The following is a 24,567-nucleotide window of genomic DNA, read 5'->3' as shown; positions in this document are numbered from 1 at the left end:
CTATAAGGTTACTTCAGGAGCGCTAAGGTTCATGTTTTTTGTAGTTCTCTGGTTTATTTACCAGCGAATTTATCGGATGCAGCATCCAGTGCTTTGGCGAATTCTTCAGGGGTAATCGCATCAGAAAGCAGGCTTTGATGCGCCTCCATTACCTTTTGCTTGAACTCATCGTCACCCACATCCTGCAGTGGAGTACCGCTGGAAGAGGTCATGGAGCTGAACACTTCAATCAATTCTTTTTGCAGCTGGGTTTCGTTACCCGTTAGGAATTGATCGAATTGCTGCGCAGGTGTACCCGCGCCAGCTTGCCATAGCATTTTAGACCAATGCTCTGGAGCGAAGAAATATTTCAAGAAATCAACAGCGGCTTCAGCATGTTTGGAGTTTTTGCTGACTGCATATCCACCACCATACCAAGCGGCATCATCGGTTGCTTTACCTTTAGTTGAAGCTGGGAATGCGAAAGCACCTACGTTATTGCGGAATTCTTCAGAGAAGTTCTCGTCTGTTGCCAGACCCGACTCCCAAGCGCCCATAAAGAACATGGCAGCTTGCCCTTGTCCGAACAAGTTGCGTGCAGCACCGTAATCGGCAGTCAGCCAGCCATCGGCAAAACCTTTAGCATCGGCGAATTGCTGCATTTCAGTTGCAGCTGCAACCAGACTAGGATCTGTAAAGGATATTTTACGTGCCACAGCTTCATCCATTGTATTGAAATCGCCAGTCTGACGTTGGGCTACAAATTCATACCAGATAGGCAGTGTCCAAGCGTCCATACCATTCATAGCGATCGGGTTAATTTTCTTGGCACGAAGTGTTTTGACGGCGGCAAGCAAATCATCTGTTGTTTTTGGCACCTCGATGCCGTTGTCAGCAAATATTTTTTTGTTATAGTACATCACCATGTAGTCGGCACCACGCGGCAAGCCGTAAAGCTTACCGTCTTTACTGAAGCCGTCCATGGATCCGGACACAAACTGATTACCTTCGAAGTCAGCACTGTTCAGTTCAAGCAGCAGATCGTTATCCAGCAGCGGACTCAGGAAGGAGGGCTGACCCCAGGCTTGAATGATATCGGGAAGCTGATTGCTGGAGGCATATACTTTGATTTTTGATTTGTAAGGCTCATCTTGAAGCGCTTCCACTTCAATCTTGACGTTAGGGTTCTCTTTCATGTAAGCATCGATAATGTCTTGCTCTACCTTACCTGAACCATTGGCCCGATCCGCGAGCGCGGTGAAGAACTTCAGTGTGATTTTTTCGGCGGGTGTGTTTTCCCCTGCACTAGCTGTTGCTTCGGCAGTAGCTTCGGCCTTGTCATTTGTAGGTGCATTGGTAGCTTTCGCATTGTTATTTCCGCCACCGCAGCCTGCCAGCAGAGCTGGTAGCATTAGACTCATAAGTGCTAGCTTTATTCCTTTACCTTTCATCAAAAACCCACCTTTTTTATGAGATATATTTCCACGAGAACGGCTGTCATCAAACGAGGACGACAATGTCGTTTCTTCTTGCATCCCCATCTTAAGAGTTTATGACCGATAGAAACATGGTCCATATTTAAGAACTATGTAGGCATTTTTCAGTGATTGTAAAAAGCTGGTTCAGGGTTTAATGATTTCAGTTATACTTGGTTTACACATTTATTGATTATACATGAAGGTGGTTCTCATGAATCGAAACATCCGCTTATTAAGCCGTTATCGCCATCTTCCGCTCCAGTTTAAGCTGTTATTATGGTTTGTGCCGCTGCTTCTCGTGACTATATTTGCTATGGGGTGGAACTCCTATCAGATCTCTTCGCAGCAGGTGGTGGAGAAAATGAAACAGTCACAGGATCACCTGACCCGAAAAACAGCAGAGCAGATTGATGAGATGGTGAGGGGAATGATTTCTTTTTCCAATACACTCTTTCTGGATGAAAGTGTGCAGCGGCTCTTAGTGTCGTCAGAAGCACAAAAAGAACGTAATTCCGTATTTAAAACGGTCACCAACCTGATGGTCGCTGGCAACTCGATTCAATCCCTGATTCTATACTCTTTGGAAGACCAGAATAACGGGGCGGAGCCTTTTGCTGCGAACCAAGCCGGATTGACGACTGGCATGAAGTTCTCTAACTTTGTCCAAACCTCGTACTACAAGGAAGCCGTTGAAGCCGCAGGCAGTCCAACCTTTGGATTGTCCAGACCCACGGATGGCATATTTGTTGGTGATCATTATCATAAGATTGTACTTTCCAGAATTATCAAGAATGTATATACTTTAAAACCGGCAGGGCTAGCGGTGATCGGGGTCGATGCTGGAAAGATCGGAAGCCAATATCTAGACAACTCTGAAGATGATGTAGATATGTTTGTGGTAGATCGAGACGGACTCATCATTACGGCTTCTAACCGGAGCTGGATCGGCAAAAGAGATCTTGATCTTCCGTATTTTGCGGACAGCGACCCTAAGTTGAACCTAGAGGAGAGACTGGAGTCTACAGCGGATCACAAACAGTGGATTGTCTCGCATCTGCAGTCAGAAACGACGGGTTGGTATGTAGTGGTGGTGCATTCCAAACGGCAGCTTGTCAAAGAGCTGGGGCAGATTTCACAGGTCACGGTGACGATCGCTTTTCTGTGCTTAGCAGTTAGCTTAATGGTTACCTGGCTCGCCGCCGCCTCAATAACGAAACCGCTGAAAAAACTTTCCCGCTCCATGCGCAGATTCCAGACAGGGGATTTCACGCAGCGCGTATTTTTTGAAGGAAATGATGAGATTGGTCTCTTGGGCCATGGTTATAATCTAATGGTGCAGCGGATCAAATCGCTCATCAATGATGTATATGCCTCCAAACTGAAGCAGCAGGAAGCAGAATTGAAAACGCTTCAGGCACAGATCAGGCCGCACTTTTTATATAACACGCTGAATACGATTTGTTGGGAAGCTGAGAAGAAAGGCGACAAAGAAATAGCGGATATGGTCTATTCGCTTTCTCAAGTATTCCGGCTGAGCTTAAATGATGGGCGGGATACGTTTACATTGGAACAGGAAGTAGAGCTTGTAAAGAATTATTTGTTCCTGCAAAAAAATCGGTTTAGAGAACGTTTTGAGTTCGAAATTACCTTGGATGAGAGTATCAAGGATTTTACAGTTCCTAAGCTGCTGCTCCAGCCACTGGCGGAAAATGCAGTGATTCATGGGATCGAGCCACTGGCTGGAAGCGGACTAATCTCGATTCGCGCCTTCCGCAAAGATAGGACTATTGTGCTCGAAGTTCAAGATAACGGGGTGGGAATCACGCCGGAAAGACTTCAGGAGCTACATCAGCGTTTAGCGAGAGGAAGCTCTATCTCGGAGGAAGAGGAGAATGCTGGACGTTCGGGGTTTGCACTCTCGAATGTACAGGAACGTTTAGCTTTGTTTTTTGCCGGAGCCTCATTGCAAGTAGAGAGTGTAGAAGGAGCAGGCACACGTATTATCATTCATATCACTGTGGAGGGTCCCTAAATGATGAAGCTGAAGCTGCTGATTGCTGAAGACGAAGACACCATCCGTGAGGGTATCGTCAATATGATTGACTGGAATTCGCATCAGATTGAGGTAATGGGCGAAGCGGGGAACGGAAGTGAAGCGCTGGCTCTGATGGAGTCTGAACAGCCGGATTTATTGTTAACGGATATCCGCATGCCGCAGATGAATGGTCTGGAGCTAATCGAAGCTGGACGGCGTCGCGGTTACGACTTTCGCTCGATTATTTTATCTGGCTATAATGAGTTCTCTTATGCGAAACAAGCGATTGCGCTGGGGGTTGTCGATTATGTGCTGAAGCCGTGCCGGCCGGAGGAAATTCTGAAGACGGTACTCAAGGCTAAGGAGCTAATTGAAAGGCAGCGTTGTCAGGAGAATGAGCAGCTAAAAAGAGATCGTTCCTGGCATAAAAATGCACCGCTTGTCAAAAGCCAAGTGCTGTCCCAATGGATTCATCATCCTCCGGTTCCGCTGGAGCGGCGGCAGGAGCTGATCGGTGAGTTAGCTATGGCTATTAGTCACGAAGGTCCGCAGATTGGGCTGGTCAGCTTTGATTTTGATCCTCCCTCTGCTGGTGGGTCTGGACAGGATTTTGTACTTTTACGTTACGCGGCCCTAAATATTATTAGTGAGACCTTGTCTCCTATCTATAAAGGAAAAATCGAGACCTTTCATGATGGCAATCTCCTGCTCTGGATCGGCAGTGGTTTAGCTGGAACGGATTCTCGCAAGTCTTACCGAACCCCCATCTATTTAAAAGAGCAGATCGGGATGCTGCAAAGCAATCTGGAGAAATACCTCAAGCTGTCAATCAGTATTGCTGTAGGCTCCTGTCGTGCGGATATTTCGGAAGCTCACCTGTCTTATAAAGAAGCGCTTCAGGCTATGGAATCCCGCTTTCTGAACGGGAAAGGCGGCGTTTATTTTTTTACAGAAGGTTCGGGAGTTATTGGGGGTGGCGCACAGGAGATCGGGATTTTAGATGATCCTGAATTAAATGTGCTGGAGGATGAGATGCTTGTGGCAGTCGGTGCAGGAAGTAATGAGCTTGCCCTCGATCTGCTGGAGCAGTGGCTGGAACGTTTTCGCGGAAACCCCGGATGCCTCAAGCAGGAGGTGAATATTCGGGCAACAGCTTTTGTCGTTCGCCTTAAGAGGCTTGCGCAGGAAAAACAAGTAGCTGGATTCGAATGGAAGCAGCATTTGGTCAATTGGATGGAGCAGGCACCACAGATCGAGACGCTGGAAGAATTATCTACGATCCTGAATAAGATCATGCAGAATGTGGTAGAGGCTTTTTCTAAACATCGCCCTCTGCATCGAACAGTAGTTACAGCGCTTGAGATCATCCGTAACAAATATAATACCAATCTATCTCTGGAGTATGTTGCGAAGGAAGCTTATGTATCTAATACTTATTTAAGTTCACTGTTCCGCCAGGAGCTGGGTGTGAATTTTCTCGATTACTTGCATCAATACCGGGTAGAAGAGGCAAAAAAGCTGCTCCGCCAAAACTTAAAAATGTACGCCGTTGCAAAGTTAGTGGGCTATGGGGAAGAACGCCACTTCAGTGCTACTTTTAAGAAATGGACCGGACTTACGCCCTCACAATATCAAAAGGGACTAGGGAAGTAGGAGTAAATTGTTATCTACTAGGCTTTGTGTGGTTAAACTCTACATATAGCTAAATAGGAGGTAACCGAGAAATGAACCCGAAATGGTGGAAAGAGAGTGTCGTGTACCAAATTTATCCGATTAGCTTCATGGATAGTAACGGAGATGGGATTGGAGACTTGCAAGGAATCATATCCAGACTGGATTATCTGCAGGATTTAGGTGTAGACGTGATTTGGGTCTGCCCTATTTATAAATCACCAAACCATGATAACGGTTATGATATCAGTGATTACTGTGACATTATGAAGGAATTTGGCACGATGGATGATTTTGACCATTTGCTGAGGGAGATGCACGCACGTGGGATGAAGCTGATGATGGATTTGGTTCTGAACCATACGTCACATGAGCACCCATGGTTTGTTGAATCTAGATCGTCGAAAGATAATCCGAAACGGGATTACTATATTTGGCGAAAAGGAAAAAATGGGGGACCCCCGAATAACTGGGAGTCTTATTTCAGTGGCTCGGTGTGGGAGCTTGATCCGCGGACGGATGAATATTACCTTCACCTTTACTCCAAATATCAGCCTGATCTGAACTGGGAGAATCCGGTGGTCATTGATAAGCTGCATGAGATGGTGGAATGGTGGCTGAAGAAGGGTGTGGACGGATTCCGCTTTGATGCCATTGCACATATCGTGAAGACGAAAGGGTACCCGGATGCGGATAATCCAGGTGGAACACCTACCGTAAGGGCTTATGGAATGTTCTCCAATCTGGCAGATGTGCATACCCTGCTACAGAATTTATATGATAAAGTGCTTTATTTCTACGATATTATGACGGTAGGAGAGACCTCAGGACTTGGACCGGAGCAGGCGCTAGATTATGTAGGGGACGGGCGTAGAGAGCTGAATATGACTTTTCAGTTTGAGCATATGTTTCTGGATGCCGCTTCGGCAGGTAGTGGAAAATGGGATGTCGTCCCATGGAGTCTACTGGAGCTGAAAAAGATTATGAGTAATTGGCAGACGGTTCTGCATGACAAAGGCTGGAATGCGAATTATCTCTGCAACCATGACCAGCCGCGCGCAGTGTCCCGGTTTGGGAACGACCTTTTTTACCGGATTCCTTCGGCTAAAATGCTGGCGACCTTCATTCACATGCTGGAAGGCACACCTTATATTTATCAAGGCGAAGAAATTGGTATGACGAATGTCTGTTTCGAATCCATTGATGAGTACCGGGATGTAGAGACGCTTAATTATTATGAAGAAAAGCGAAAAAACAGCATTCCAGAAGAGCAGATTATGTCTGCCATTCATTATAAAAGCCGGGATAATGCCCGCACCCCGATGCAGTGGGACGATGGTCACGCAGGTGGTTTTACGACGGGCACTCCTTGGATTGAAGTAAATTCCAACTATATGGAGATCAACGCTGGCAATGCGATTAAAGATCCCGATTCCATCTACAACTACTATAAACAGCTGATTGCCCTGAGAAAAAAACACAAAGTCATCGTTTATGGAGCCTACGGGCTGCTGCTCGCAGAGCATACAGAGATATATGCGTATACTCGGACATTAGAAGATCAGCGGCTGCTGGTTATTCTGAATTTTTATGATGGAGAGCCTGTATTCGAATGGCCAGCGGAGTTCCAACCAGACAATATAGAGCTGTTAATTTCTAATTATTCCGTGGAAAAAGATGAGCAGATCCAACCGCTTAAACTTCGTCCTTATGAAGCACGAGTATATTTGCAGCAGCTTGTGTAAGGGAAGCTACAGGAATGAGTTGTCATGAAGGGGCTGAGCGCTCCACTGTGACAACTCTTCTTTGAGTTTGTGAGTAAAAGACTGTACAATGGCGATACATTAACATACATAGAGTGGAGTTACAGGAAGACGCCTGTGGGAGGAGAGACAACATGACTGAATGGTATGAAAAGAGCTTCGGAGAGGATTATCTGGTCGTATACAAACATCGAGACTTTGGCGGAGCTCGTAAAGAAGTTGAACGAATGATCTCGTGGCTGGGACTACCGCCAGGCTCCAAAGTGCTGGATTTATGTTGTGGGATGGGACGTCATTCACTGGCACTTGCGGAAGCAGGGTACGAGGTAACTGGAGTAGATTTATCAGAGGTATTACTGCGTGAGGCAAGATCTCAAAAAGGAGCGGAGCAGGTAACTTGGCTGCGTTCTGACATGCGCGACCTACCGTTAATAGGAGGTTTCGATGCTGTGGTTAATCTATTCACTTCCTTTGGTTATTTTGAAGAGGATGAGGAGCAGGTAAAGGTTTTGCGTGAAATCTATCGGATGTTGAAGCCGGGTGGCAAGTTTGTTATTGATTATCTGAACCCTGCGTATGTGATTCGTCATCTGGTGCCGCATTCTACCCGTGAGGATGGAAAGAATCTGATTGATGAGTCGCGGCGGATCGAGGATGGGTATGTGAAGAAGGACATCATTTTAACCTCTAAGAATGATTCTACACCTCGTCAATATCATGAACGTGTGAAGCTGTATTCCTTGGAGAAATTCAGCGGAATGATCGAGGAAGCGGGTTTACAGCTCGAAGCTGTGCATGGCAGCTATGAAGATGAGGTTTATAATGCAGCAAGCTCCACGCGGATGATTTTTAGTGGAATTCGATCGTAATGGTATCAGGAAAAAGATTCAAAGGCGGTGATCGCACCATGTCTAAGGCGGATATCACTTCATGGGACGAGAACATTCTTCAGGTCTCGGTACCCATGGACTCGCCGCTTCGTCAAGTGAACAGCTATATTCTTCCCGATGAGGATGGCAGAATTACTATTATCGATCCGGGTCCGCGTAGCCCGGAGACAGAAAAATGCTGGCATGCGATCCTGCAGGAGCTGGGATTGTCGTGGAAGGACGTGCGGGATATCGTCGTAACGCATCATCATCCCGATCATTATGGATTGGCGGGATGGTTGCAGTCGCAGACCGGATGTAAAGTATGGATGACTGAACGTGCTCATGCCGAAGCGATGTTGATGTGGGGCGGTGACACGGATATCAATGAAGTTTTGCCGTTATATTTCATCAGACACGGAATGTCGGAAGAATGGTCGAGTGGAATAAAAGCGCATTTGGAGAGCTTTGACGCGCAAGTGGAGCCGCAGCCGGTTGTAACTTATCTGAATGAGGTAGAGCCTTTCGGGATGGGTGGCCGTGAATGGAAATTGATTGTAACTGGCGGACATGCACCGGGACATGTGAGTTTCTATCATGCGGGCAGCGGGCAAATGATCTGCGGCGATGCTGTGCTGCCGCAGATTTCGCCCAATGTCAGCCTGCTTCCAGGCAGCGATCCACAGCCGCTGCAGACGTTTGTTCAGGGGCTGCGGGAGCTGGGGAGCTACCCGGTCAGCATGGCGTTCCCGGGTCATCGGGAACCGTTCACGGGCTTCGCGCATCGGGTCAGCAGCCTGCTCGCTCATCATGAGGAGCGGCTGGATACCACGGCAGCCTTGCTCGCAAACGGCCCGCTGAGCGGCTTCGCCGTCTGCGAAATTCTGTTTCGCAGCCGGGTAACCACCGTTCACCAGATGCGCTTTGCAATGAGTGAGACACTTGCGCATTTAGCGGAGTTAATGCGCCGGGAGCAAGCGGTAATGATAGAGGCGGACGGTGCTATATTGTTTGCAGCATCTGAAAGTGCTGGAGACCATGTTAGTTAGAGTTTCTAGCGGGATCGAAGAGTGATGAATGATGAGTGATGAGTGATGAGTGATGAATGATGAAATGAATTGAGATATGAAGGTTATGATCGAGTAGAGGTACAGAGCAGTCCTGTGTTATTGGGACTGCTCTTTTTTTGGGTTTTGGTTTTAGTGACTAAGCAGAGAGTATAATTCGGTTATTTATATGAATATTGAGCTCCTTAGTCCGACCGAATACCAAACTAACCTTTGATTACATACTCATGCGTCACGCTGATCATTTAGACTAACATTTGATTACTTTGCTTATGTGTCACGCTGATCATTTGGACTCAGATTTGATTACTTTACTCATGCGTCATGCTGATCATTTGGACTAACATTTGATTACATACTCATGCGTCACGCTGATCATTTGGACTAACATTTGATTACTTTACTTATGCGTCACACTGATCATTTGGGCTAACATTTGATTACTTTACTTATGCGTTATGCAGGTCATTCGGACTCAGATGCAGCTATTCGTGGATTTTGAGACTTTTGAGGTGAGTATCGGACCGGAGAGGCGTTATTGCTAGTGCAGAGGGTTGTCGTTGGTCATTTTTGAGTGAATAGCGACTCTGGAGTCCGAAAGTGTCCAAATCAAAGGGGATATGTGAGTATAGTGTCACCTGAGTCCGATCGCATTACCAAACTAACATTTGATTACTTTACTCATGCGTCATGCTGATCATTTGGACTCACATTTGATTACATTACTCGTGCGTCACACTGGTCATTCAGGCTCAGATTTGATTACTTACTCATGCGTCACACAGATCATTCGGACACAGATGCAGCTATTCGTGGGTTTTGGGACTTTTGAGGTTAGTATCGGACTGTAGAGGCGTTATTGCTAGTGCAGAGGGTTGTTATTGGTCATTTTTGAGTGAATAGCGACTCTGGAGTCCGAAAGTGACTAAATCAAAGGTGTTTTATGGAAATAGGGTCACCTGAGTCCGATCGCATTACCAACTAACATTTGATTACTTTACTCATGCGTCATGCTGATCATTCTTGCTCAGATTTGATTACTTACTCATGCGTCACACAGATCATTCGGACTCAGAAGCCGCTATTCGTGGGTTTTGGTACTTATGAGGTTAGTATCGGACCGGAGAGGCGTTATTGCTAGAATAATGGGTTGTTATTGGTCATTTTTGAATGAATAGCGACCCTGGAGTCCGAAAGTGTCCAAATCAAAGGGGATATGTGAGTATAGTGTCACCTGAGTCCGATCGCATTACCAAACTAACATTTGATTACTTTACTCATGCGTCACACAGAACATTCGGACTCAGATGCCGCTATTCGTGGGTAGAAACACATCTTATCGAGTAACTAAGTGCTGGTATTGACTAATTGGGGAATTTCTCCCTGTTTATTGAGGTTTGTTGGGGTGTAGAGCGGATATTAGGGAATATCTCCCTAATAATCTATGAATGTAGCTATAAATTAAGGTTTTCGTAGAGTTATTAGGGAAGAATTCCCTAATAACTTAGGTTTTGAACGATTTTCGGTATTTTTTAGGGAGTTTTTCCCTAAAACGGTCCCAACCCAACCCAACCCAACCCAACCCAACCTTAAAAAAAGCGATTGTCTCATAACCCGCAAGGGTTACGAAACAATCGCTTTTTAATTCTCAGAGTGTACCCAAAACACCGGTTACTCCGGTTGTTTTTCATGTTCTGCAAGTTTCCTTGCAGCTTCTTCGCGATCCTCAGGCGAATGCGGAAGTTCGAGGTCTATCTCACGCTCCGCTTGCTTACGGTGTGCGATTCGGCTACTAGCTGCAGCGGCTACCGCGCCGACGATATCGTCGAGGAAGGTGTGAATCTGCCCGGTGTTTTTGTCGTTCAACCGTTCAAGAACGCCTGGCTTAAGCTTGTCCACATAACCATAGTTGGTGAAGCCAATGCTGCCATATACATTTACGATGGAGAAAGCCAGAATCTCATCCACTCCGTATAATCCCTCATCATTTTCGATCATATCCTGAAGCGGTGGAAACAACTTCCCCTCCTCCGCGAGCATGTCCAATTGAATGCCCGTAAGTACCGCATTTTGCACTTCTCGTTTGCTGAGTACCATCTCAACGTTATGGACACATTCTTCCATCGTTAAGTTTGGATAATATTTTTTTTGCAGAAACATTACGAGCTCTGCGATTTCCTGCAGGTTTACTCCACGCTTATTCAACCACATTTTGGTCGCATCTGCGACTGCCTTGCTGTTCAGACTGTAAGGTATTTTTGCGATTGGTTCATCAGCCATGATTAGTCACCTCGTAAGTTAAGTCTTTGCATTACAACGTTCGTTAGCATGATGTTAAGTGCTGGTGTTATCTCAGATTGTACGTTTAGAAAAAGTATTTGTCCAGAAAACGGAGTCTATATGAATTAAAATCTAGATCCAACCTAACCTGAAAATAAAGCGCACAGGCTTTTCCAACAATTTAGGATAAGCAGTTGTTATTTTTTGGACAAAGGTCTCGTATACATAGCAGTACAAATGCTATCTAACCTTGAAAGGGGTAATAAATGATGAAAACAATGCAACAAATCCGCGGGATTTCCGCAGTCTGCCTACTCGCAGTTCCACTGGCACTGTCCGGTTGCGGCTTGTTCGGTTCGGAATCAGCATCGATTGATGCTCCGCCACCTGAGGTTGAAGCGCAGATGTTACAGACAGAGGGAAATAATACTTTGGATTCAGGTGTATTTGGTCCAGTGGCTCAGGATGATGCACAAGCAGTTGTGAAGGACAGCACCAAAGCCGCTAAAGCAACGGATAAAGCAACGGCTTCCGGTGACCGGACGACCGTATATTTGGAAGATGGAAATGGCTTACTCGCTCCAGTGTCGCTAAATCTGCCAAAAAGCAAAGATTCCAGCACGCTCAAGAACTCTTTAATGGCATTAGTGAATAAGGGAGAATATGCGTCCTCATTGCCAGAAGGCTTCCAAGGCATTCTACCAGCTGGAACTGAGGTGCAAAGCATTACGGTAGACAAGTCGAATTTGGCAGTTGTTGAGTTCACTTCGGAATTTAACAACTATGATGCTGCGGATGAACGCAAAATCCTTGAAGCGATCACTTGGACACTTACCGGTCAAGATGACATTAAAGGTGTACAGTTCTGGGTAGATGGTAAAAAGCTTACGGAAATGCCGCTTCAAGGTACTCCGCTGGATCGCCCGCTGTCCCGTACAATGGGCATTAACCTGCCTAAACAAGGTCCATCTTTGATGAACTCTAGTGCGGTTACTGTTTATTTTTCCACAACATCTCCTGACGGTATCCAATATTATGTTCCGGTTACGCGCTTTGTACCCGCAGGGCAAGAGCAGCTGACTGCTGCTATCAATGAGCTGATTGCGGGACCTGAATCCGGAGACGGTCTGGAAATGGTTATGACACAGGGCACATCACTTGATTCGGTTGAAGCCGGACAAAACGGTGTTGTTACTGTATCCTTGACTGACGATATGTTCGCAGATGGGAAGGAAGTTCCTGCCGAATTACTGGAATCGGTTGTTCTGACTGTTGCGCAAAATACGGAAGATGCTCTGGTTCAAATTCGTTTGAACGGCAAACAATCGATTACCGACACTGACAATGTGGACTATAGCAAACCTGTTTCTGCACCTGAATTTTTGAACGAGCTCCCGTTATAGAATGACCTTCTAAGGTTTAAAAGATGCTTTTGTGCCTCCTCTTTGGTAGAATAAAAGTTGCTCAAAAAGACGTAACGTCCCGAACGGTGAACTGCCGCAATGAACAACAGGGAAACGGGACTCACACTAAACTATTAGCTATACGATGTAGGAGGCAGAAAAGATGAGATCAAACGGGCGAACTGACGACCAATTACGGCCGCTGACAATAACGACCCAAACGAATAAATATGCTGAGGGCTCCGTGATCATTGAGATGGGAGACACCAAAGTTATTTGTACGGCTACTGTAGAGGAAAAAGTGCCTCCGTTTCTTAAAGGACAAGGAAAAGGCTGGGTAACTGCCGAATATTCGATGCTTCCTCGGGCCACCCAGTCCCGTAATCAACGTGAAGCTGCACGCGGTAAACTTACCGGACGTACAATGGAGATCCAGCGGCTGATCGGCCGTGCGCTTCGCTCTGTGGTGAATTTACAAGCGTTAGGTGAACGTAGTATTACGCTGGATTGTGATGTGATTCAGGCGGATGGGGGAACTCGGACGGCTTCGATAACAGGCGCTTTTGTTGCCATGGCATTTGCTATTAATAAAATTGCACTACAGCACAAGCTGGCTGTTTTTCCTATTACAGACTTTTTGGGAGCAATTAGTGTAGGTGTTGTAGGGGATAAAACATTGCTCGATCTGAATTATGAAGAGGATTCCAAAGCCAAAGTGGATATGAATGTAGTCATGACCGGCGGCGGTGCTTTTGTTGAGGTACAAGGGACTGGCGAAGAAAGACCATTCTCGCGTCAAGAGCTGGACCTATTATTAGGTCTAGGTGAGAAGGGAATTTATGAACTGATTGCGGCGCAAAAAGAAGCGCTCGGAGTGATTGCTCTGAAAATCCCTTCCGGCCAACCGGGCCAAGAGGTGTAACATGAATTCCACGGGCAATATTCTCATTGTCGCAACGAAGAATAAGGGGAAGGTGCGCGAATTCGAGCACGCTTTTGCCCCGCTGGGCCTGACAGTTAAGAGTATGTATGACTATCCGCATCTGCCCGATGTGGTGGAAGACGGGGCTACTTTTGCAGAGAATGCGTTTAAAAAATCCAAAGCCGTAGGTGATGCACTTGGAATTCCGGTACTCGCTGATGATTCGGGCCTTTGTGTAGATGCTTTGGATGGCAGACCGGGTGTGTACTCTGCACGTTTTGCCGGTGAAGACGCTACGGATGGGGAAAATAACCTGAAGCTGCTTAGCGAGCTAGAGAGATTGAAACAGGGGGAAGACACAGATCAGCCTTTGCTGAGCACAGCTAGGTTCGTCTGTACTTTATCGCTGTACGATCCAGTTTCCAAGCAGGAGCTAACCGCAGAAGGTGCGGTCGAAGGTTGGATTACTTCAGAACCATCAGGTGCTGGCGGTTTCGGTTACGACCCGCTATTTTATCTGTCGGAACATGAAAAAACTATGGCCGAGCTTACGCTGGAAGAGAAGCAGCAGATTAGCCATCGAGGAACTGCACTGCGACTGCTGACGGCAAAGCTGGAGAAAAAACTGGCAGCCGAAGGCGGCTTATCGCAGGAATAGATTTTTATATAAAAGTGGGGGTGTCCAAAAGCCGCGAAATGGCTGCTGGGCACCCCCGTTTTTTATTCCTTCCCCTTAAACAAAGCATCAAACTTCGTTCGATTCTAGCACATTCACCCGTATGAAGCGGCTACCCGGACACAGCTGACCTTAAACGCAGCTTTATCCGATATTTGAGATTCGAACGGACCCCAAAGTCGCTATGGGCACGAAAAACACCCCGAAAGAAGCATTTTATAGGGAATAGCAGCACTGGAGTCCGAAACACAGCTCCAAAGGCTTGAAATTTGTAAATAACGTCAACTGGGTCCGTAACGAAAGCCCCAGAGAATGAGTATGACTCTGCACTAATAATGGGATGTTCTCCTTGTTGGAATCAAGGAGAGTACCGGATTATATCAGCTTCCAAAGAGCAGGTGTGGAAGCTGGCTCCCACCCCTGAAGTGAAGTGTGAGGCTGCAAGCAGGAATACGTTTTTCCACTGTAGGCGACGACATCACCTACTTTATAAGCAACTCCTGTTACCCAGCTAGACCCTCCCGAAGTAGGAGTAGCAGTCGGTAATGGAGTTTGCGTCGGTGTTACGGTTGCGGTGGGCGTCGGTGCCACCGTAGGCGCTGGAGTAACGGTTGCAGTAGGCGTCGGTGCCACCGTCGGTGTTACTGTTGGAGCTACAGTTGCCGTTGGTGTAGACGTTGCTGTTCCACACACGCTGATGTATTTCCAGACACCGTCCGGTCCGCTAAGATCGGGACGGTCTCCCTGTGTCCACCACTTGGCTTCATAGAGTGAGCCGCTGTAGGAAACGCGTTGTCCGCCAGTATATGCGGTTGCCGCATTCCAGGTCGCTGCCGAGCATTGTCCCGGCGTAGGAGTAGGTGTTGGCGCTACAGTTGGCGTAGGCGTCACGGTTGCCGTCGGAGTCGGTGTTGCCGTTGGAGTAGACGTTGGTGTTGGTGTAGTCGTAGGAGTAGGTGTTGCTGTCGGTGATGCAGACGGTGTTGGTGTTGGCGTAATGCCTCCGTACAGTTTATCGTATTCCTGTTGGGACGAGTTTCCGTTCAGGGTGATTCGCTGTGGACCGCCTGAAAAATTCAGCTTCATCATACCCGGAATTTCAAGTGAAGCTCCATTCGCAATAGTTTGAGTAGCTGTACCTGTAATACGGTAGCGGTTGAAATCCCAGGCCGTGGAGATTTGCTCAACGCTACCGGCTCCCCATGCCGAGGTTAGGGTTGTAGTTGTTGGCAGGTCGAACTCCAGCTTCCAGCCACCGGAAATATCTGTGCCGGTATTGTTCGTTATTTTTAATGAATAGGTATAGTTCGGATGATCATAGGCGCCGCTGAAGCTGAGGTTGAAGTTTTTAGGTTCAGGCAACTGCGGCTTAGGAGCTCCGCCCGGCGGCGAGGCTGTCTTCAGCTGATCATAGGCAAAATCGGTCAGAGAATTGCCATACGTATAAGTGCCATCGCTCTGCTCAGAGTAATCGCCCGTTAGTTCCCAGAACATCATACCTCCCAAGCCTTTTTGCTTGATGTAATCCAGCTTGTAGCCAAGAGATTCCTTATCTTCATACGTAAGAAAAATCTTCTTGTCTGCATTGAATAAGTACGGTGTTTTGGTAACAGGATCGAAGTAACGCTTATTCGCTGGATCTTTGAGCAGATTTAGCACATGCCAGATCGGATTTGCACCAGCAGGCTGCTCTGGTGCGGGATCATTCCAGATCCCGTATTGGCCATCTGCTCCCCCACCGGTTGTCGGAGCTGTGCCGTAAAGGCCGGTATTGTTGATGCCTCCATTCACATTTTTCCAGCCTCGTGAATAATAAGGAACTCCGATCACGATTTTTTCCGGAGGAAGCGTTCCAAGATAGTATCGGACCGCCCAGTCGGTATTCAGAACCGGAGTGCCCAGCGCAGCAGTTTCAGTATCGCGGGAATCCGGGTACAATGCAGAATGCGGCCCTACATATCCATTCCAAGCCCCATGGAAATCATAGGTCATAAGGTTCGCCCAGTCTAAATACTGATTGGCTTCCCCAAGCTTCATGCCCCCAAGAATCCAGGAAGAGGCGGTGGCCGCAATGGTCAGGTCATATTTCTGATTGTCTTGAGCACCTGCCAGATCGAGCTTTTCGCGGAGTTTTTTCATAAGAAGAACGTAGTTGTTGTAATTAACTGTACGCAGCGGTTCTGCCACGGCAAAATCGTTAGGATTACCGGACTGCCCAGTGCCAGAAGGGTACTCCCAATCGATGTCTACTCCGTTGAACTGATAGGTACGCAGAAAATCCACAACACTATTGGCAAAAGCTTCTCGCCCGGCTTCTGAATTCGCCATGTTGAAGAACCCTCCGGAACCCGACCAGCCGCCAACAGAAATCAGGGTGCGGACATCAGGATAGAGCTGTTTGTACTTAACCAGTTGGTTAAAATGCCCCTTAAAAGGCAGGGTGGTCAGCTGACCGGGATAGTCTTTTTCGATTGCAGCTGTACGGTCCATGAGATCAATCTTGTTCGTTTGAGGATTTACCTTGGCGAAGGCGTAGTTAATATGGGTAATTTTATCCCACGGAATCTTGTCTACGGTGTAAAATCCTTTGTTCTCCTGATCGCCCCACTCTGGGAAGTAAGCAACGATTTTACGAGGGTGATCAGCTGCTGGAGCGGGAGCGGAAGGTGTTGTTTCCGCGGCATGGGCCACTGGTAAGGATGCACCTGTCCCGGTGTAAAGTGGAACCAGAACGATTAGGCTCATTAGCGCAGCAAGGTAACTTATGGATATTTTGCGCTTAGCACGTGCTTTTGCAATCATATTTAATATACCTCCAAAGGGGGATAATGTTATTTCAGGAACGATGCTTCCAGCAAGTCTTTAATTGAGCTTCCATAGCGCAGGTGTGGTGGCTGGCTCCCAGCCCTGAAGTGAAGTGTGGGGCTGCAAGCAGGTATATGTTTTTCCGTTATAAGCGACGACATCACCTGTTTTGTACGCAACGCCTGTTCCCCAGCTAGACCCTTCCGAAGTAGGCGTAGCGGTAGGTAAAGGAGTTTGTGTAGGTGCAACGGTTGCAGTTGGTGTTGGCGCTAAAGTAGGCGTAGGTGCAACGGTTGCGGTAGGCGTTGGTGCTACCGTTGGTGCTACCGTAGGTGTTAAAGTTGGGGCCACAGTTGCAGTTGGTGTTGGTGTCGCTGTTCCGCATACGCTGATGAATTTCCAGACCCCATCAGTTCCGCTAAGATCAGGACGATCCCCTTGCGTCCACCACTTGGCTTCATAGACTGAGCCATTGTAGGAGACACGCTGTCCGCCAGTGTATACGGTTGTTGCACCCCAGGTCGCTGCTGAACATTGTCCCGGTGTAGGCGTTGGGGTTGGCGTTGGTGTTGGTGTTGCAGTTGGAGTTGCAGTAGGTGTAGCGGTTGGAGTTGCAGTAGGTGTTGGTGATGTGGATGGTGTCGGTGTCGGCTGCACCACTCCGCCACCAAGATCGGCGTTTAGTTTATTGGTTAGTGTTTTGTTCCGGTCACCACTTGTTTCCCAGAACATAGCACCTGCAAGACCTTTGGACTTCAGGTAGCTGATCTTGTGGCCAAAGGATTCTACGTCGTCATAACTGATAAAGGTTTGATTTGTTGGATTATAGAGATAAGGCACTTTGGATATATCATTCCAATAGCGGGTATAACCGTTTTTGTTGATATAATTGGCTTCGAGATCATAGAAATCATAGCTGCCTTTTTCCCATGTACCCGTTGGTGAGATGCCAGCGGACACCTGATATTGGCCGTTTCCTGAAGCAGGAGCTCCGCCCCAACCACGACCGTAAAAAGCCATGCCAAGTACAAGCTTGTTCGCAGGTACACCATTCGCAAGATAGGAGGTTACCGCTTTATCGATGTTAAAATTTTGCGGTTCGGTTAAGCCCGAAGCGGAAGCTGCGGGATCATAGTACAACGGAGCATTATGTCCGGTGGTGGTGTTCCAGCTCCCATTAAAGTCATAGGTCATAATATTGATCCAGTCTACAACGGAAGCAATGCCAGCCAGATTATTATTGTTGATGTACGTTGGGCCTGCTCCGGAAGCAATGGTCAGCAGATAGGTTTTTCCATCCGCCGCGCCGGCTGTATTCAGCTTTTCGCGAACTTTTTGCAGCAGCAGTACATAGTTTTCTTTATCTTCAGGACGGTAGCTATTGCCTGCGAGTCCACCACTTACTGGATATTCCCAGTCGAGATCCACGCCGTCCATCTTGTATTTTCGAATAAAATCAACCGCGGAATTGGCAAAAACCTCACGGGTCGCAGCTGTCGCAGCTACATCCGAGAAACGGTTCGACCAGGTCCAGCCCCCAACGGAGATTAGGGTCTTCAGGTTCGGGTTCTTTTCCTTAAGCTTCCATAGCTGCTTCAGGTTACCTTTGATGGGATCATCCCATTTGTCATCCCCGAAGCTTTTTCCAGTGTCAATCCAAGGGTCACCAAGAACAATCGTACCGTTCGGAACGCTGATGGCTTGGCCTTGCTCATTCTGGCAAGACCAGGTCACCGGATTAGGGCCGGTGGGGTCGGGATTGCCATGGATTCCATTCCAACAAATATCCGCAAAAGCGTAGTTAATGACATTCATTTTGGTAGGATCGATATCAGTTACATTGTAAGCACGCCCGTAAGCGGCCCATGAAGCGTAATAACCAACCAGTTTGTAATCCTGTGCGGCGTTGGCTGTTTTGGGACTGCCGCCCAAGGTGGAAAAGAGTGTCAGAACAAGCGCGGCGATCATCGCAATTGCAAAGGTTTTGCGTGAAGCTTTTTTCGTGAAGATCATTGAATTTCTACCTCCTATATTCAAAGTGTAGTTCGAAATTCTTTTCGGCAAGATGTCCTGACCTTCACCTCCCGTCGGTTCTAGTGCACCATCACCCTTGGCGTTTCTATCATTCTATTGAAGATCAATTCGTAGATTCAGCAGCAAAAAAGCAGCGGTCCAAATCAAGCCTTACCCAATCAGTAAGCGCTTTCTTTTATGCTTTTTGTGTGCTGCTGTTTCATGGATTTTTAAAGATGTAACATGCTGTGTATGGTTTGAATGAATAGAGGAGGATGTTTGGAAGTTGGATAATTAGGATGAATTAGATATAAATGGGTGATGGTAACTCTTATTCTCAAGCATAGCTTGCAATTGCGCTAGGGATAAAATCAGGTGATATAGGGGGACAATTTTCTAATTTATAGTGACTCTTCAAAAAGTGAACCCTTTTGGATTTGTATACTCGCTTTTATCAAGAAACTCATGAAGAAACACATAACCACCGATGTAATGAATATAAATCATATACATGCCTGAAATATTTTTTTATGGAACTATGCAACGCATCGATGTTTCTTTTCGTTATAGTAGTATCATACGGAAGGTGGTGGGCTCACCGATGGTTGTGTGGGTGTTTTGGCTGATCGCAGCCGGTGTCCTGTTTGTTGTTGAGATGATGACGCTTACTTTTTATTTATTGTGGCTTAGTATTGGTGCTTTGGCCGCAGGTTTGGTGTCGCTGATTGTTCCCGAAGCCATTTTGTTTCAGGTGGTCCTTGGATCACTGGTCGCACTTGGTCTGACTATATTCTCGAAACCACTGGTTTCAAGATTTCGCCATTCACGTGGGTTCAAGGATACAGGTACAGAAATCATCGGTAGGCAAGGAGTAGTTGTTGAGCCGATAGAGCAGGGACGTTACGGGCAAGTGAAGGTAGGCGGAGATACGTGGAGCGCGAGCTCTGATCAGAATCTGGGCAAGGATGAGGTTGTAAGAGTAGTGAAAAGAGGCACGACGATTATCGAAGTAGAACGATGGGGGGAAATGAACTAATGCAATGGGCAATTATCGCAATTATTATTGTAGTGGTCGTAGTTTTTGTGGCATTAACAGTCAAAATCGTACCACAGCAACGGGTAGGCGTAGTGGAAAGGCTCGGTAAATTTAATCGTCTGCTGACACCGGGGTTGAACATTCTGATTCCTGTAATTGATCAGGTGCGCACGTACCATGATTTACGGATTCAACAAGCGAATGTACCTCCGCAAACGGTAATTACAAAGGATAACGTGCAGGTGCAGATTGATACGATTATTTTCTACCAGGTGGTTGGACCAGAGGAAGCTACTTATGGTATTTCTGATTATGTGTATGGGGTAAGAAACATTTCGACGGCAACAATGCGGCAAATCATCGGTAAGCTGGAATTGGATGAGACCTTGTCTGGACGGGAAAAGATTTCGACGGATATCCGTCTTGCTCTCGATGAAGCTACTGAGAAGTGGGGCGTGCGGATCGAGCGTGTGGAAGTTATCGATATCAAACCGCCGTTGGATATTCAGGAAGCGATGGATAAGCAGATGAAAGCAGAGCGGAGCAAACGTGCCATTGTTTTGGAGGCGGAAGCTGCCAAGCAGGATATGATCCTACGCGCTGAAGGGGATAAACAAAGTAAGATTCTAAAAGCAGAAGGCGATAAAGAAGCGCGTATCCGTCAAGCGGAGGGTTCTCGCCAGGCGCAAGAGCTGGAAGCACACGGTGAGGCTAAAGCGATTCAAGCCGTGGCAGAAGCAGAAAAATCACGCATTGAGCTAATTCGTTCGGCAGGTCTGGATGAGCATGTTCTGGCTTATCGTTCCTTCGAGGCTCTGGCTGAGATTGCCAAAGGTCCTGCTAATAAAGTGTTCTTGCCAACAAGCGCTGTTGAAACGCTGGGAAGTCTTGGAGCGATTGCAGAAGTCTTCAAAGCGAGCAAGGACAGTAAATAGATTTTACAATTCGAGCTTATTCCGTTAAAGTAAAAAGCAAAAACAACCTTATGCATACGAAGCTATTGTTGTTCATGCTAACTTTGAAGGAGAGAAGCTACTGTGACGCAAAAAGAAATTTCACCGCTAGTTGAACTGCTTGGATTACAGCCTCACGTTGAGGGTGGTTGGTACAAAAGACTTTGGAATTCGGAATTTGAAATTTCGCAGGAAGTGTTAGGCGATAGCTATTCTGGATCACGTCATTCGGCATCTTCAATTTATTTTTTACTTCACGAAGGCGAACAATCTGATTGGCATACTGTATTGTCCGATGAAGTTTGGTTGTGGCATTCCGGTAGTCCAATCGTGCTAAGTCTCGGAGGTAATGGAGATAAGCCTGAGGATGTGCAGGAAGTTATTCTGGGTCTCGATATTGCTGCAGGCCAGCAGCCACAAGTGGTTGTTCCAGCGGGAGTATGGCAGGCCGCGCGCTCGTTAGGCAAAGAGCCGACGCTGGTATCCTGTATTGTTTCTCCTGAATTCCATTTTGATGATTTCAAACTAATTGAGAAATAAAGAAGAGCGGGGGCGCTTACGCCTCCGTTTTTTTATAAGGATTTGGGGAATGATGAAGCCATCTGCTATACTTTTTATGGTAGCGTTTGCTTCTTAAGTGGGTAAATAGGTTAAGTATGTTTAACGAAATAACAATAAGCTTGGAGGGTTAAGCGATGAGTGAATTAAATGCACCGTTCTCGGGTGGTCCTACTTTAAATGACGGGGTGACCATGCCGTGGCTGGGTCTTGGCGTGTATAAGACTAAAGATGGCGAAGAGGTTATTCATGCGGTCAAAACCGCAGTGGAATTAGGATATCGCAGTATTGATACGGCAGCCGGATACAATAACGAAGAAGGGGTAGGACAAGCTATTCGTGATTGTGGAGTGGCCCGGGATGAGTTGTTTATTACGACTAAAGTACGAAATCCTGATCAAGGTTATGAGTCTACGCTAAAAGCGTTCGAGGATAGCCGGCGTAAGCTAGGTCTGGACTATCTAGATCTGTATCTCATACACTGGCCGGTGGCAGGAAAATATCGTGAGACATGGAAGGCCTTAATTCATCTGCAAAAAGAAGGCCTCATCAAATCTATCGGCGTGAGCAATTTTCAGGTTCATCATCTGAAAGATATCATCGAGGATACCGGAGTGGTGCCTGTGGTGAATCAGGTGGAATTCCATCCGCTGTTGACTCAGCGCGAGCTGCTGAAATATGCCAATGAACAGGGTATTCAGCTTGAAGCATGGAGTCCATTAATGCAGGGGAATCTTGATCTACCACTCTTAAACGAGTTGGCTGAGAAGTATGGCAAGACCCCTGCTCAAATTGTACTTCGCTGGGATTTGCAGCAAGGTGTCATTACGATACCTAAATCCGTACATGCGGATCGAATCAAGGAGAATGCCGGATTCTTTGACTTTACGCTTAGTGACGAGGATGTCAAAGCTATCGAGGGCTTGAACAAAGACCATCGATTTGGCCCGGACCCGGACAACTTTAACTTTTAAAGATCGTTCAGATAAGATCGTAGAGTAATCATTGCAAATACAAGCCAAACAGCAAGCCACCGGATACGGGGACTTGCTGTTTGGCTTGTCGGTTACCTCAGTTCTCTACGTGCTTATTGGATGGAGACGTTATATTTACGCAGCCAGAGATCCACTTGGGCGAGGTAAGCAAACAGCTGAGGACCGGACATGAGCTGGCCGAACCAAGGCAGATTGGTTGAGGATTCCGGGGAAGCGGCGATCTCACGGATTTTGGCAGCATCAATTAGCGGAAGTAGGGGGGAAGTGGAGTCATCCAGAATGTTTAATACCTGAGTTCGTACCGCATTTAAATAGGCAGGATTATGAGTTTTGGGGTAAGGGCTTTTTTTGCGGTAGAGCACATCGTCTGGAAGAATGCCTTCAAGAGATTTACGTAAAATCCCTTTTTCACGGCCCCCCAGATTCTTGATTTCCCACGGAATATTAAATACATATTGAACGAGTCGGTGATCACAATATGGAACACGTACCTCTAGCCCTGCGCCCATGCTCATTCGGTCTTTACGGTCTAGCAGAGTAGGCATGAAGCGGGTGATATTCAGATAGGACATTACGCGCATTTGTGCTTGTTTTCCTGTTTCTCCATCCAACTTTGGAACTTCAGCCACCGCATCGCTATATCTGTCACCCAAATATTCCAGTGGACGAATCCACTCGTTAATTTCTGGGGAAAGTAGACTTGCACGCATTTTCGGCGCAACTGACCAAGGAAAAGTGCCTGAGGAGAGCATTTCCTCACGGTGGAACCAAGGGTATCCGCCAAAAATCTCATCCGCCGCTTCACCGGAAATAGCTACTGTCGCGTTCTTTTTAATCTCCCGGCAAAATAAGTACAACGAAGAGTCCACATCGGTCATCCCTGGTAAATCCCTAGTGTACAAAGCATTATCCAGCGCTTCTACAAGCTCCGGAGTATCGAACGAGATGTAGTGGTGATTTGTATTCAATTCATCGACCATTCGTTTAATCCAGGGCCCATCTGCTCCCGGCTGGAAAGTATGACTTTTGAAATGTTTGTCGTTATCTACATAGTCTACGGAATAAGTATCCACTTGTCCCTGACCATTCCGGTTGTAGTAATCCACTGCAAGTGCCGTCAGCGCACTGGAATCCAGCCCTCCCGACAAAAGAGAGCAAACAGGGACGTCTGAGACCAGTTGGCGTTCGAGTGTATCTTGGAGCAGTTCACGCACCTTAGCGGCTGTCTCTGCTTCATTGTCAGTATGCTTTGCGCTCTCCAGCTTCCAATAGGCATAACTGCGCAGACCTTCACGGCTATAGATCATAGCATGACCTGGACGAAGCTCTTGCATATCCTTATAAACACCATGACCCGGTGTACGCGCTGGACCGATGATGAAGATTTCTGCGAGACCTTCAGGACCGACGATTGGTTGTACCTTGGGATGCTGTAGTAACGCTTTAGGCTCTGAGCCAAAAACCAGGACATCATCAACCTTGCTGTAGAACAGGGGTTTCACACCTAAACGGTCACGTGCAAAAAAGACTTGGTCCCGAAGACCGTCCCATACTGCAAAAGCAAAGATTCCATTGAGCTTCTCTGCGCAATCCGGCCCCCATTCGATATAGGAATGCAGCAGCACTTCTGTATCGCACTGGGTGCGGAATTGATGCCCTCGCTGCTTAAGTTCCTGTTTGAGTTCGAGGGCGTTATATAATTCGCCGTTGTAAACAATCGCGTATACCTGTTCCTCATGGCGGGTGATCATGGGCTGGGCACCGTTCTCCGGATCGATAACGCTAAGTCTGCGGTGACCGAAAGCACAGGGGCCTGAGATCCAGGTTCCGGCTGCATCGGGGCCGCGGTTTGCTAAAGTTTCAGTCATTTTGACCAGCAGCTGCGAGTGCTGAGTGAGATCTCCGCGCCACTGGATAAATCCGGTTATTCCGCACATGATGGTTCATCCTCTCTTTTGTGCGATTGTTGTCCTTACTTTTTTGCCAAGTAATACAGATATATGCCGAAGGAAGGCATAAAATGTATGTCCTTATCCGAACACTAGGGGAGAGGGGAATTTGCCA

Annotated in this window: 17 protein-coding genes; 12 read left to right on the top strand and 5 right to left on the bottom strand. The window is 47.1% G+C overall.

The annotated features are described in order from the left end of the window. Positions 1-53: 53 nt before the first annotated feature. Complete coding sequence (locus MHB56_RS08895) at positions 54-1,430, bottom strand: ABC transporter substrate-binding protein (RefSeq protein ID WP_076186349.1); 1,377 nt, start codon at positions 1,428-1,430, stop codon at positions 54-56. 238 nt (positions 1,431-1,668) lie between these two features. Between MHB56_RS08895 and MHB56_RS08890 the strand changes: the two genes are divergently transcribed. The 5 genes from MHB56_RS08890 (at position 1,669) to MHB56_RS08870 (ending at position 8,844) form a co-directional block, all read left to right on the top strand. Then, positions 1,669-3,489, top strand: a complete 1,821-nt coding sequence (locus MHB56_RS08890) for a sensor histidine kinase (RefSeq protein WP_339169554.1) — start codon at positions 1,669-1,671, stop codon at positions 3,487-3,489. Then, positions 3,490-5,145 (top strand): response regulator, encoded by a 1,656-nt coding sequence (locus MHB56_RS08885; protein ID WP_076129195.1) that lies wholly within the window; start codon positions 3,490-3,492, stop codon positions 5,143-5,145. A 71-nt stretch (positions 5,146-5,216) separates the two neighbouring features. Then, a complete protein-coding gene (locus MHB56_RS08880) occupies positions 5,217-6,908 on the top strand; it encodes a glycoside hydrolase family 13 protein (protein WP_341143488.1) in 1,692 nt (563 codons plus the stop codon). A 152-nt stretch (positions 6,909-7,060) separates the two neighbouring features. Then, complete coding sequence (locus MHB56_RS08875; RefSeq protein ID WP_076186340.1) at positions 7,061-7,795, top strand: class I SAM-dependent methyltransferase; 735 nt, start codon at positions 7,061-7,063, stop codon at positions 7,793-7,795. 38 nt (positions 7,796-7,833) lie between these two features. After that, positions 7,834-8,844: an MBL fold metallo-hydrolase gene (locus tag MHB56_RS08870; protein ID WP_341143487.1), complete on the top strand. Its 1,011-nt coding sequence runs from the start codon at positions 7,834-7,836 to the stop codon at positions 8,842-8,844. 1,689 nt (positions 8,845-10,533) lie between these two features. Here MHB56_RS08870 and MHB56_RS08865 read toward each other — a convergent pair. Then, positions 10,534-11,142, bottom strand: a complete 609-nt coding sequence (locus tag MHB56_RS08865; RefSeq protein WP_076129198.1) for a phosphatidylglycerophosphatase A family protein — start codon at positions 11,140-11,142, stop codon at positions 10,534-10,536. Between the two features lie 269 nt (positions 11,143-11,411). Between MHB56_RS08865 and MHB56_RS08860 the strand changes: the two genes are divergently transcribed. From MHB56_RS08860 to MHB56_RS08850, 3 genes are all read left to right on the top strand, one after another. Next, positions 11,412-12,545 (top strand): GerMN domain-containing protein, encoded by a 1,134-nt coding sequence (locus MHB56_RS08860; RefSeq protein ID WP_341144363.1) that lies wholly within the window; start codon positions 11,412-11,414, stop codon positions 12,543-12,545. A gap of 163 nt (positions 12,546-12,708) precedes the next feature. Continuing rightward, a complete protein-coding gene (gene rph / locus MHB56_RS08855) occupies positions 12,709-13,467 on the top strand; it encodes a ribonuclease PH (protein WP_339169547.1) in 759 nt (252 codons plus the stop codon). A gap of 1 nt (position 13,468) precedes the next feature. Beyond that, the gene (locus MHB56_RS08850) at positions 13,469-14,125 is read left to right on the top strand and encodes an XTP/dITP diphosphatase (RefSeq protein ID WP_076129200.1); all 657 of its coding nucleotides are present in this window, start codon (positions 13,469-13,471) and stop codon (positions 14,123-14,125) included. Positions 14,126-14,518: 393 nt separating this feature from the next. On the opposite strand, the gene MHB56_RS08845 is transcribed toward MHB56_RS08850, so the two are convergent. Beyond that, positions 14,519-16,945, bottom strand: a complete 2,427-nt coding sequence (locus MHB56_RS08845; RefSeq protein ID WP_341143486.1) for a glycosyl hydrolase family 18 protein — start codon at positions 16,943-16,945, stop codon at positions 14,519-14,521. Between the two features lie 60 nt (positions 16,946-17,005). Then, positions 17,006-18,961 (bottom strand): glycosyl hydrolase family 18 protein, encoded by a 1,956-nt coding sequence (locus MHB56_RS08840; protein ID WP_341143485.1) that lies wholly within the window; start codon positions 18,959-18,961, stop codon positions 17,006-17,008. Between the two features lie 601 nt (positions 18,962-19,562). Here MHB56_RS08840 and MHB56_RS08835 point away from each other — a divergent pair. The 4 genes from MHB56_RS08835 (at position 19,563) to MHB56_RS08820 (ending at position 22,482) form a co-directional block, all read left to right on the top strand. Then, complete coding sequence (locus MHB56_RS08835; RefSeq protein ID WP_076129202.1) at positions 19,563-19,997, top strand: NfeD family protein; 435 nt, start codon at positions 19,563-19,565, stop codon at positions 19,995-19,997. Continuing rightward, positions 19,997-20,932, top strand: coding sequence for an SPFH domain-containing protein (locus MHB56_RS08830; protein ID WP_076129203.1), 936 nt, complete (start codon positions 19,997-19,999; stop codon positions 20,930-20,932). The genes MHB56_RS08835 and MHB56_RS08830 overlap by 1 nt, the downstream gene beginning before the upstream one ends. A 102-nt stretch (positions 20,933-21,034) precedes the next feature. Further along, entirely contained in the window at positions 21,035-21,490 is a 456-nt protein-coding gene (locus MHB56_RS08825) for a cupin domain-containing protein (protein ID WP_036686965.1), read from the top strand. A 155-nt stretch (positions 21,491-21,645) separates the two neighbouring features. Further along, positions 21,646-22,482: an aldo/keto reductase gene (locus tag MHB56_RS08820; protein WP_076146344.1), complete on the top strand. Its 837-nt coding sequence runs from the start codon at positions 21,646-21,648 to the stop codon at positions 22,480-22,482. A 113-nt stretch (positions 22,483-22,595) separates the two neighbouring features. Here MHB56_RS08820 and asnB read toward each other — a convergent pair whose 3' ends face one another. After that, positions 22,596-24,440: an asparagine synthase (glutamine-hydrolyzing) gene (asnB, locus tag MHB56_RS08815; protein WP_076129204.1), complete on the bottom strand. Its 1,845-nt coding sequence runs from the start codon at positions 24,438-24,440 to the stop codon at positions 22,596-22,598. Positions 24,441-24,567 lie beyond the last annotated feature (127 nt).

Origin of the sequence: Paenibacillus sp. FSL H8-0315 (genome assembly GCF_038005365.1) — a bacterium.
GTDB lineage: Bacteria > Bacillota > Bacilli > Paenibacillales > Paenibacillaceae > Paenibacillus_AQ > Paenibacillus_AQ odorifer.
The sequence above is the reverse complement of the archived record's forward strand: the minus strand, read 5'-3'. Positions and strand labels throughout refer to the sequence as shown.

Coding starts and splice junctions, on each gene's coding strand:
- MHB56_RS08820 (WP_076146344.1), top strand. CDS start 21,646: ATGAGTGAATTAAATGCACCGTTCTCGGGTGGTCCTACTTTAAATGAC.
- MHB56_RS08885 (WP_076129195.1), top strand. CDS start 3,490: ATGATGAAGCTGAAGCTGCTGATTGCTGAAGACGAAGACACCATCCGT.
- MHB56_RS08845 (WP_341143486.1), bottom strand. CDS start 16,945: ATGATTGCAAAAGCACGTGCTAAGCGCAAAATATCCATAAGTTACCTT.
- MHB56_RS08830 (WP_076129203.1), top strand. CDS start 19,997: ATGCAATGGGCAATTATCGCAATTATTATTGTAGTGGTCGTAGTTTTT.
- MHB56_RS08840 (WP_341143485.1), bottom strand. CDS start 18,961: ATGATCTTCACGAAAAAAGCTTCACGCAAAACCTTTGCAATTGCGATG.
- MHB56_RS08870 (WP_341143487.1), top strand. CDS start 7,834: ATGTCTAAGGCGGATATCACTTCATGGGACGAGAACATTCTTCAGGTC.
- MHB56_RS08865 (WP_076129198.1), bottom strand. CDS start 11,142: ATGGCTGATGAACCAATCGCAAAAATACCTTACAGTCTGAACAGCAAG.
- MHB56_RS08875 (WP_076186340.1), top strand. CDS start 7,061: ATGACTGAATGGTATGAAAAGAGCTTCGGAGAGGATTATCTGGTCGTA.
- rph (WP_339169547.1), top strand. CDS start 12,709: ATGAGATCAAACGGGCGAACTGACGACCAATTACGGCCGCTGACAATA.
- MHB56_RS08890 (WP_339169554.1), top strand. CDS start 1,669: ATGAATCGAAACATCCGCTTATTAAGCCGTTATCGCCATCTTCCGCTC.
- MHB56_RS08880 (WP_341143488.1), top strand. CDS start 5,217: ATGAACCCGAAATGGTGGAAAGAGAGTGTCGTGTACCAAATTTATCCG.
- MHB56_RS08835 (WP_076129202.1), top strand. CDS start 19,563: ATGGTTGTGTGGGTGTTTTGGCTGATCGCAGCCGGTGTCCTGTTTGTT.
- MHB56_RS08850 (WP_076129200.1), top strand. CDS start 13,469: ATGAATTCCACGGGCAATATTCTCATTGTCGCAACGAAGAATAAGGGG.
- MHB56_RS08860 (WP_341144363.1), top strand. CDS start 11,412: ATGAAAACAATGCAACAAATCCGCGGGATTTCCGCAGTCTGCCTACTC.
- asnB (WP_076129204.1), bottom strand. CDS start 24,440: ATGTGCGGAATAACCGGATTTATCCAGTGGCGCGGAGATCTCACTCAG.
- MHB56_RS08895 (WP_076186349.1), bottom strand. CDS start 1,430: ATGAAAGGTAAAGGAATAAAGCTAGCACTTATGAGTCTAATGCTACCA.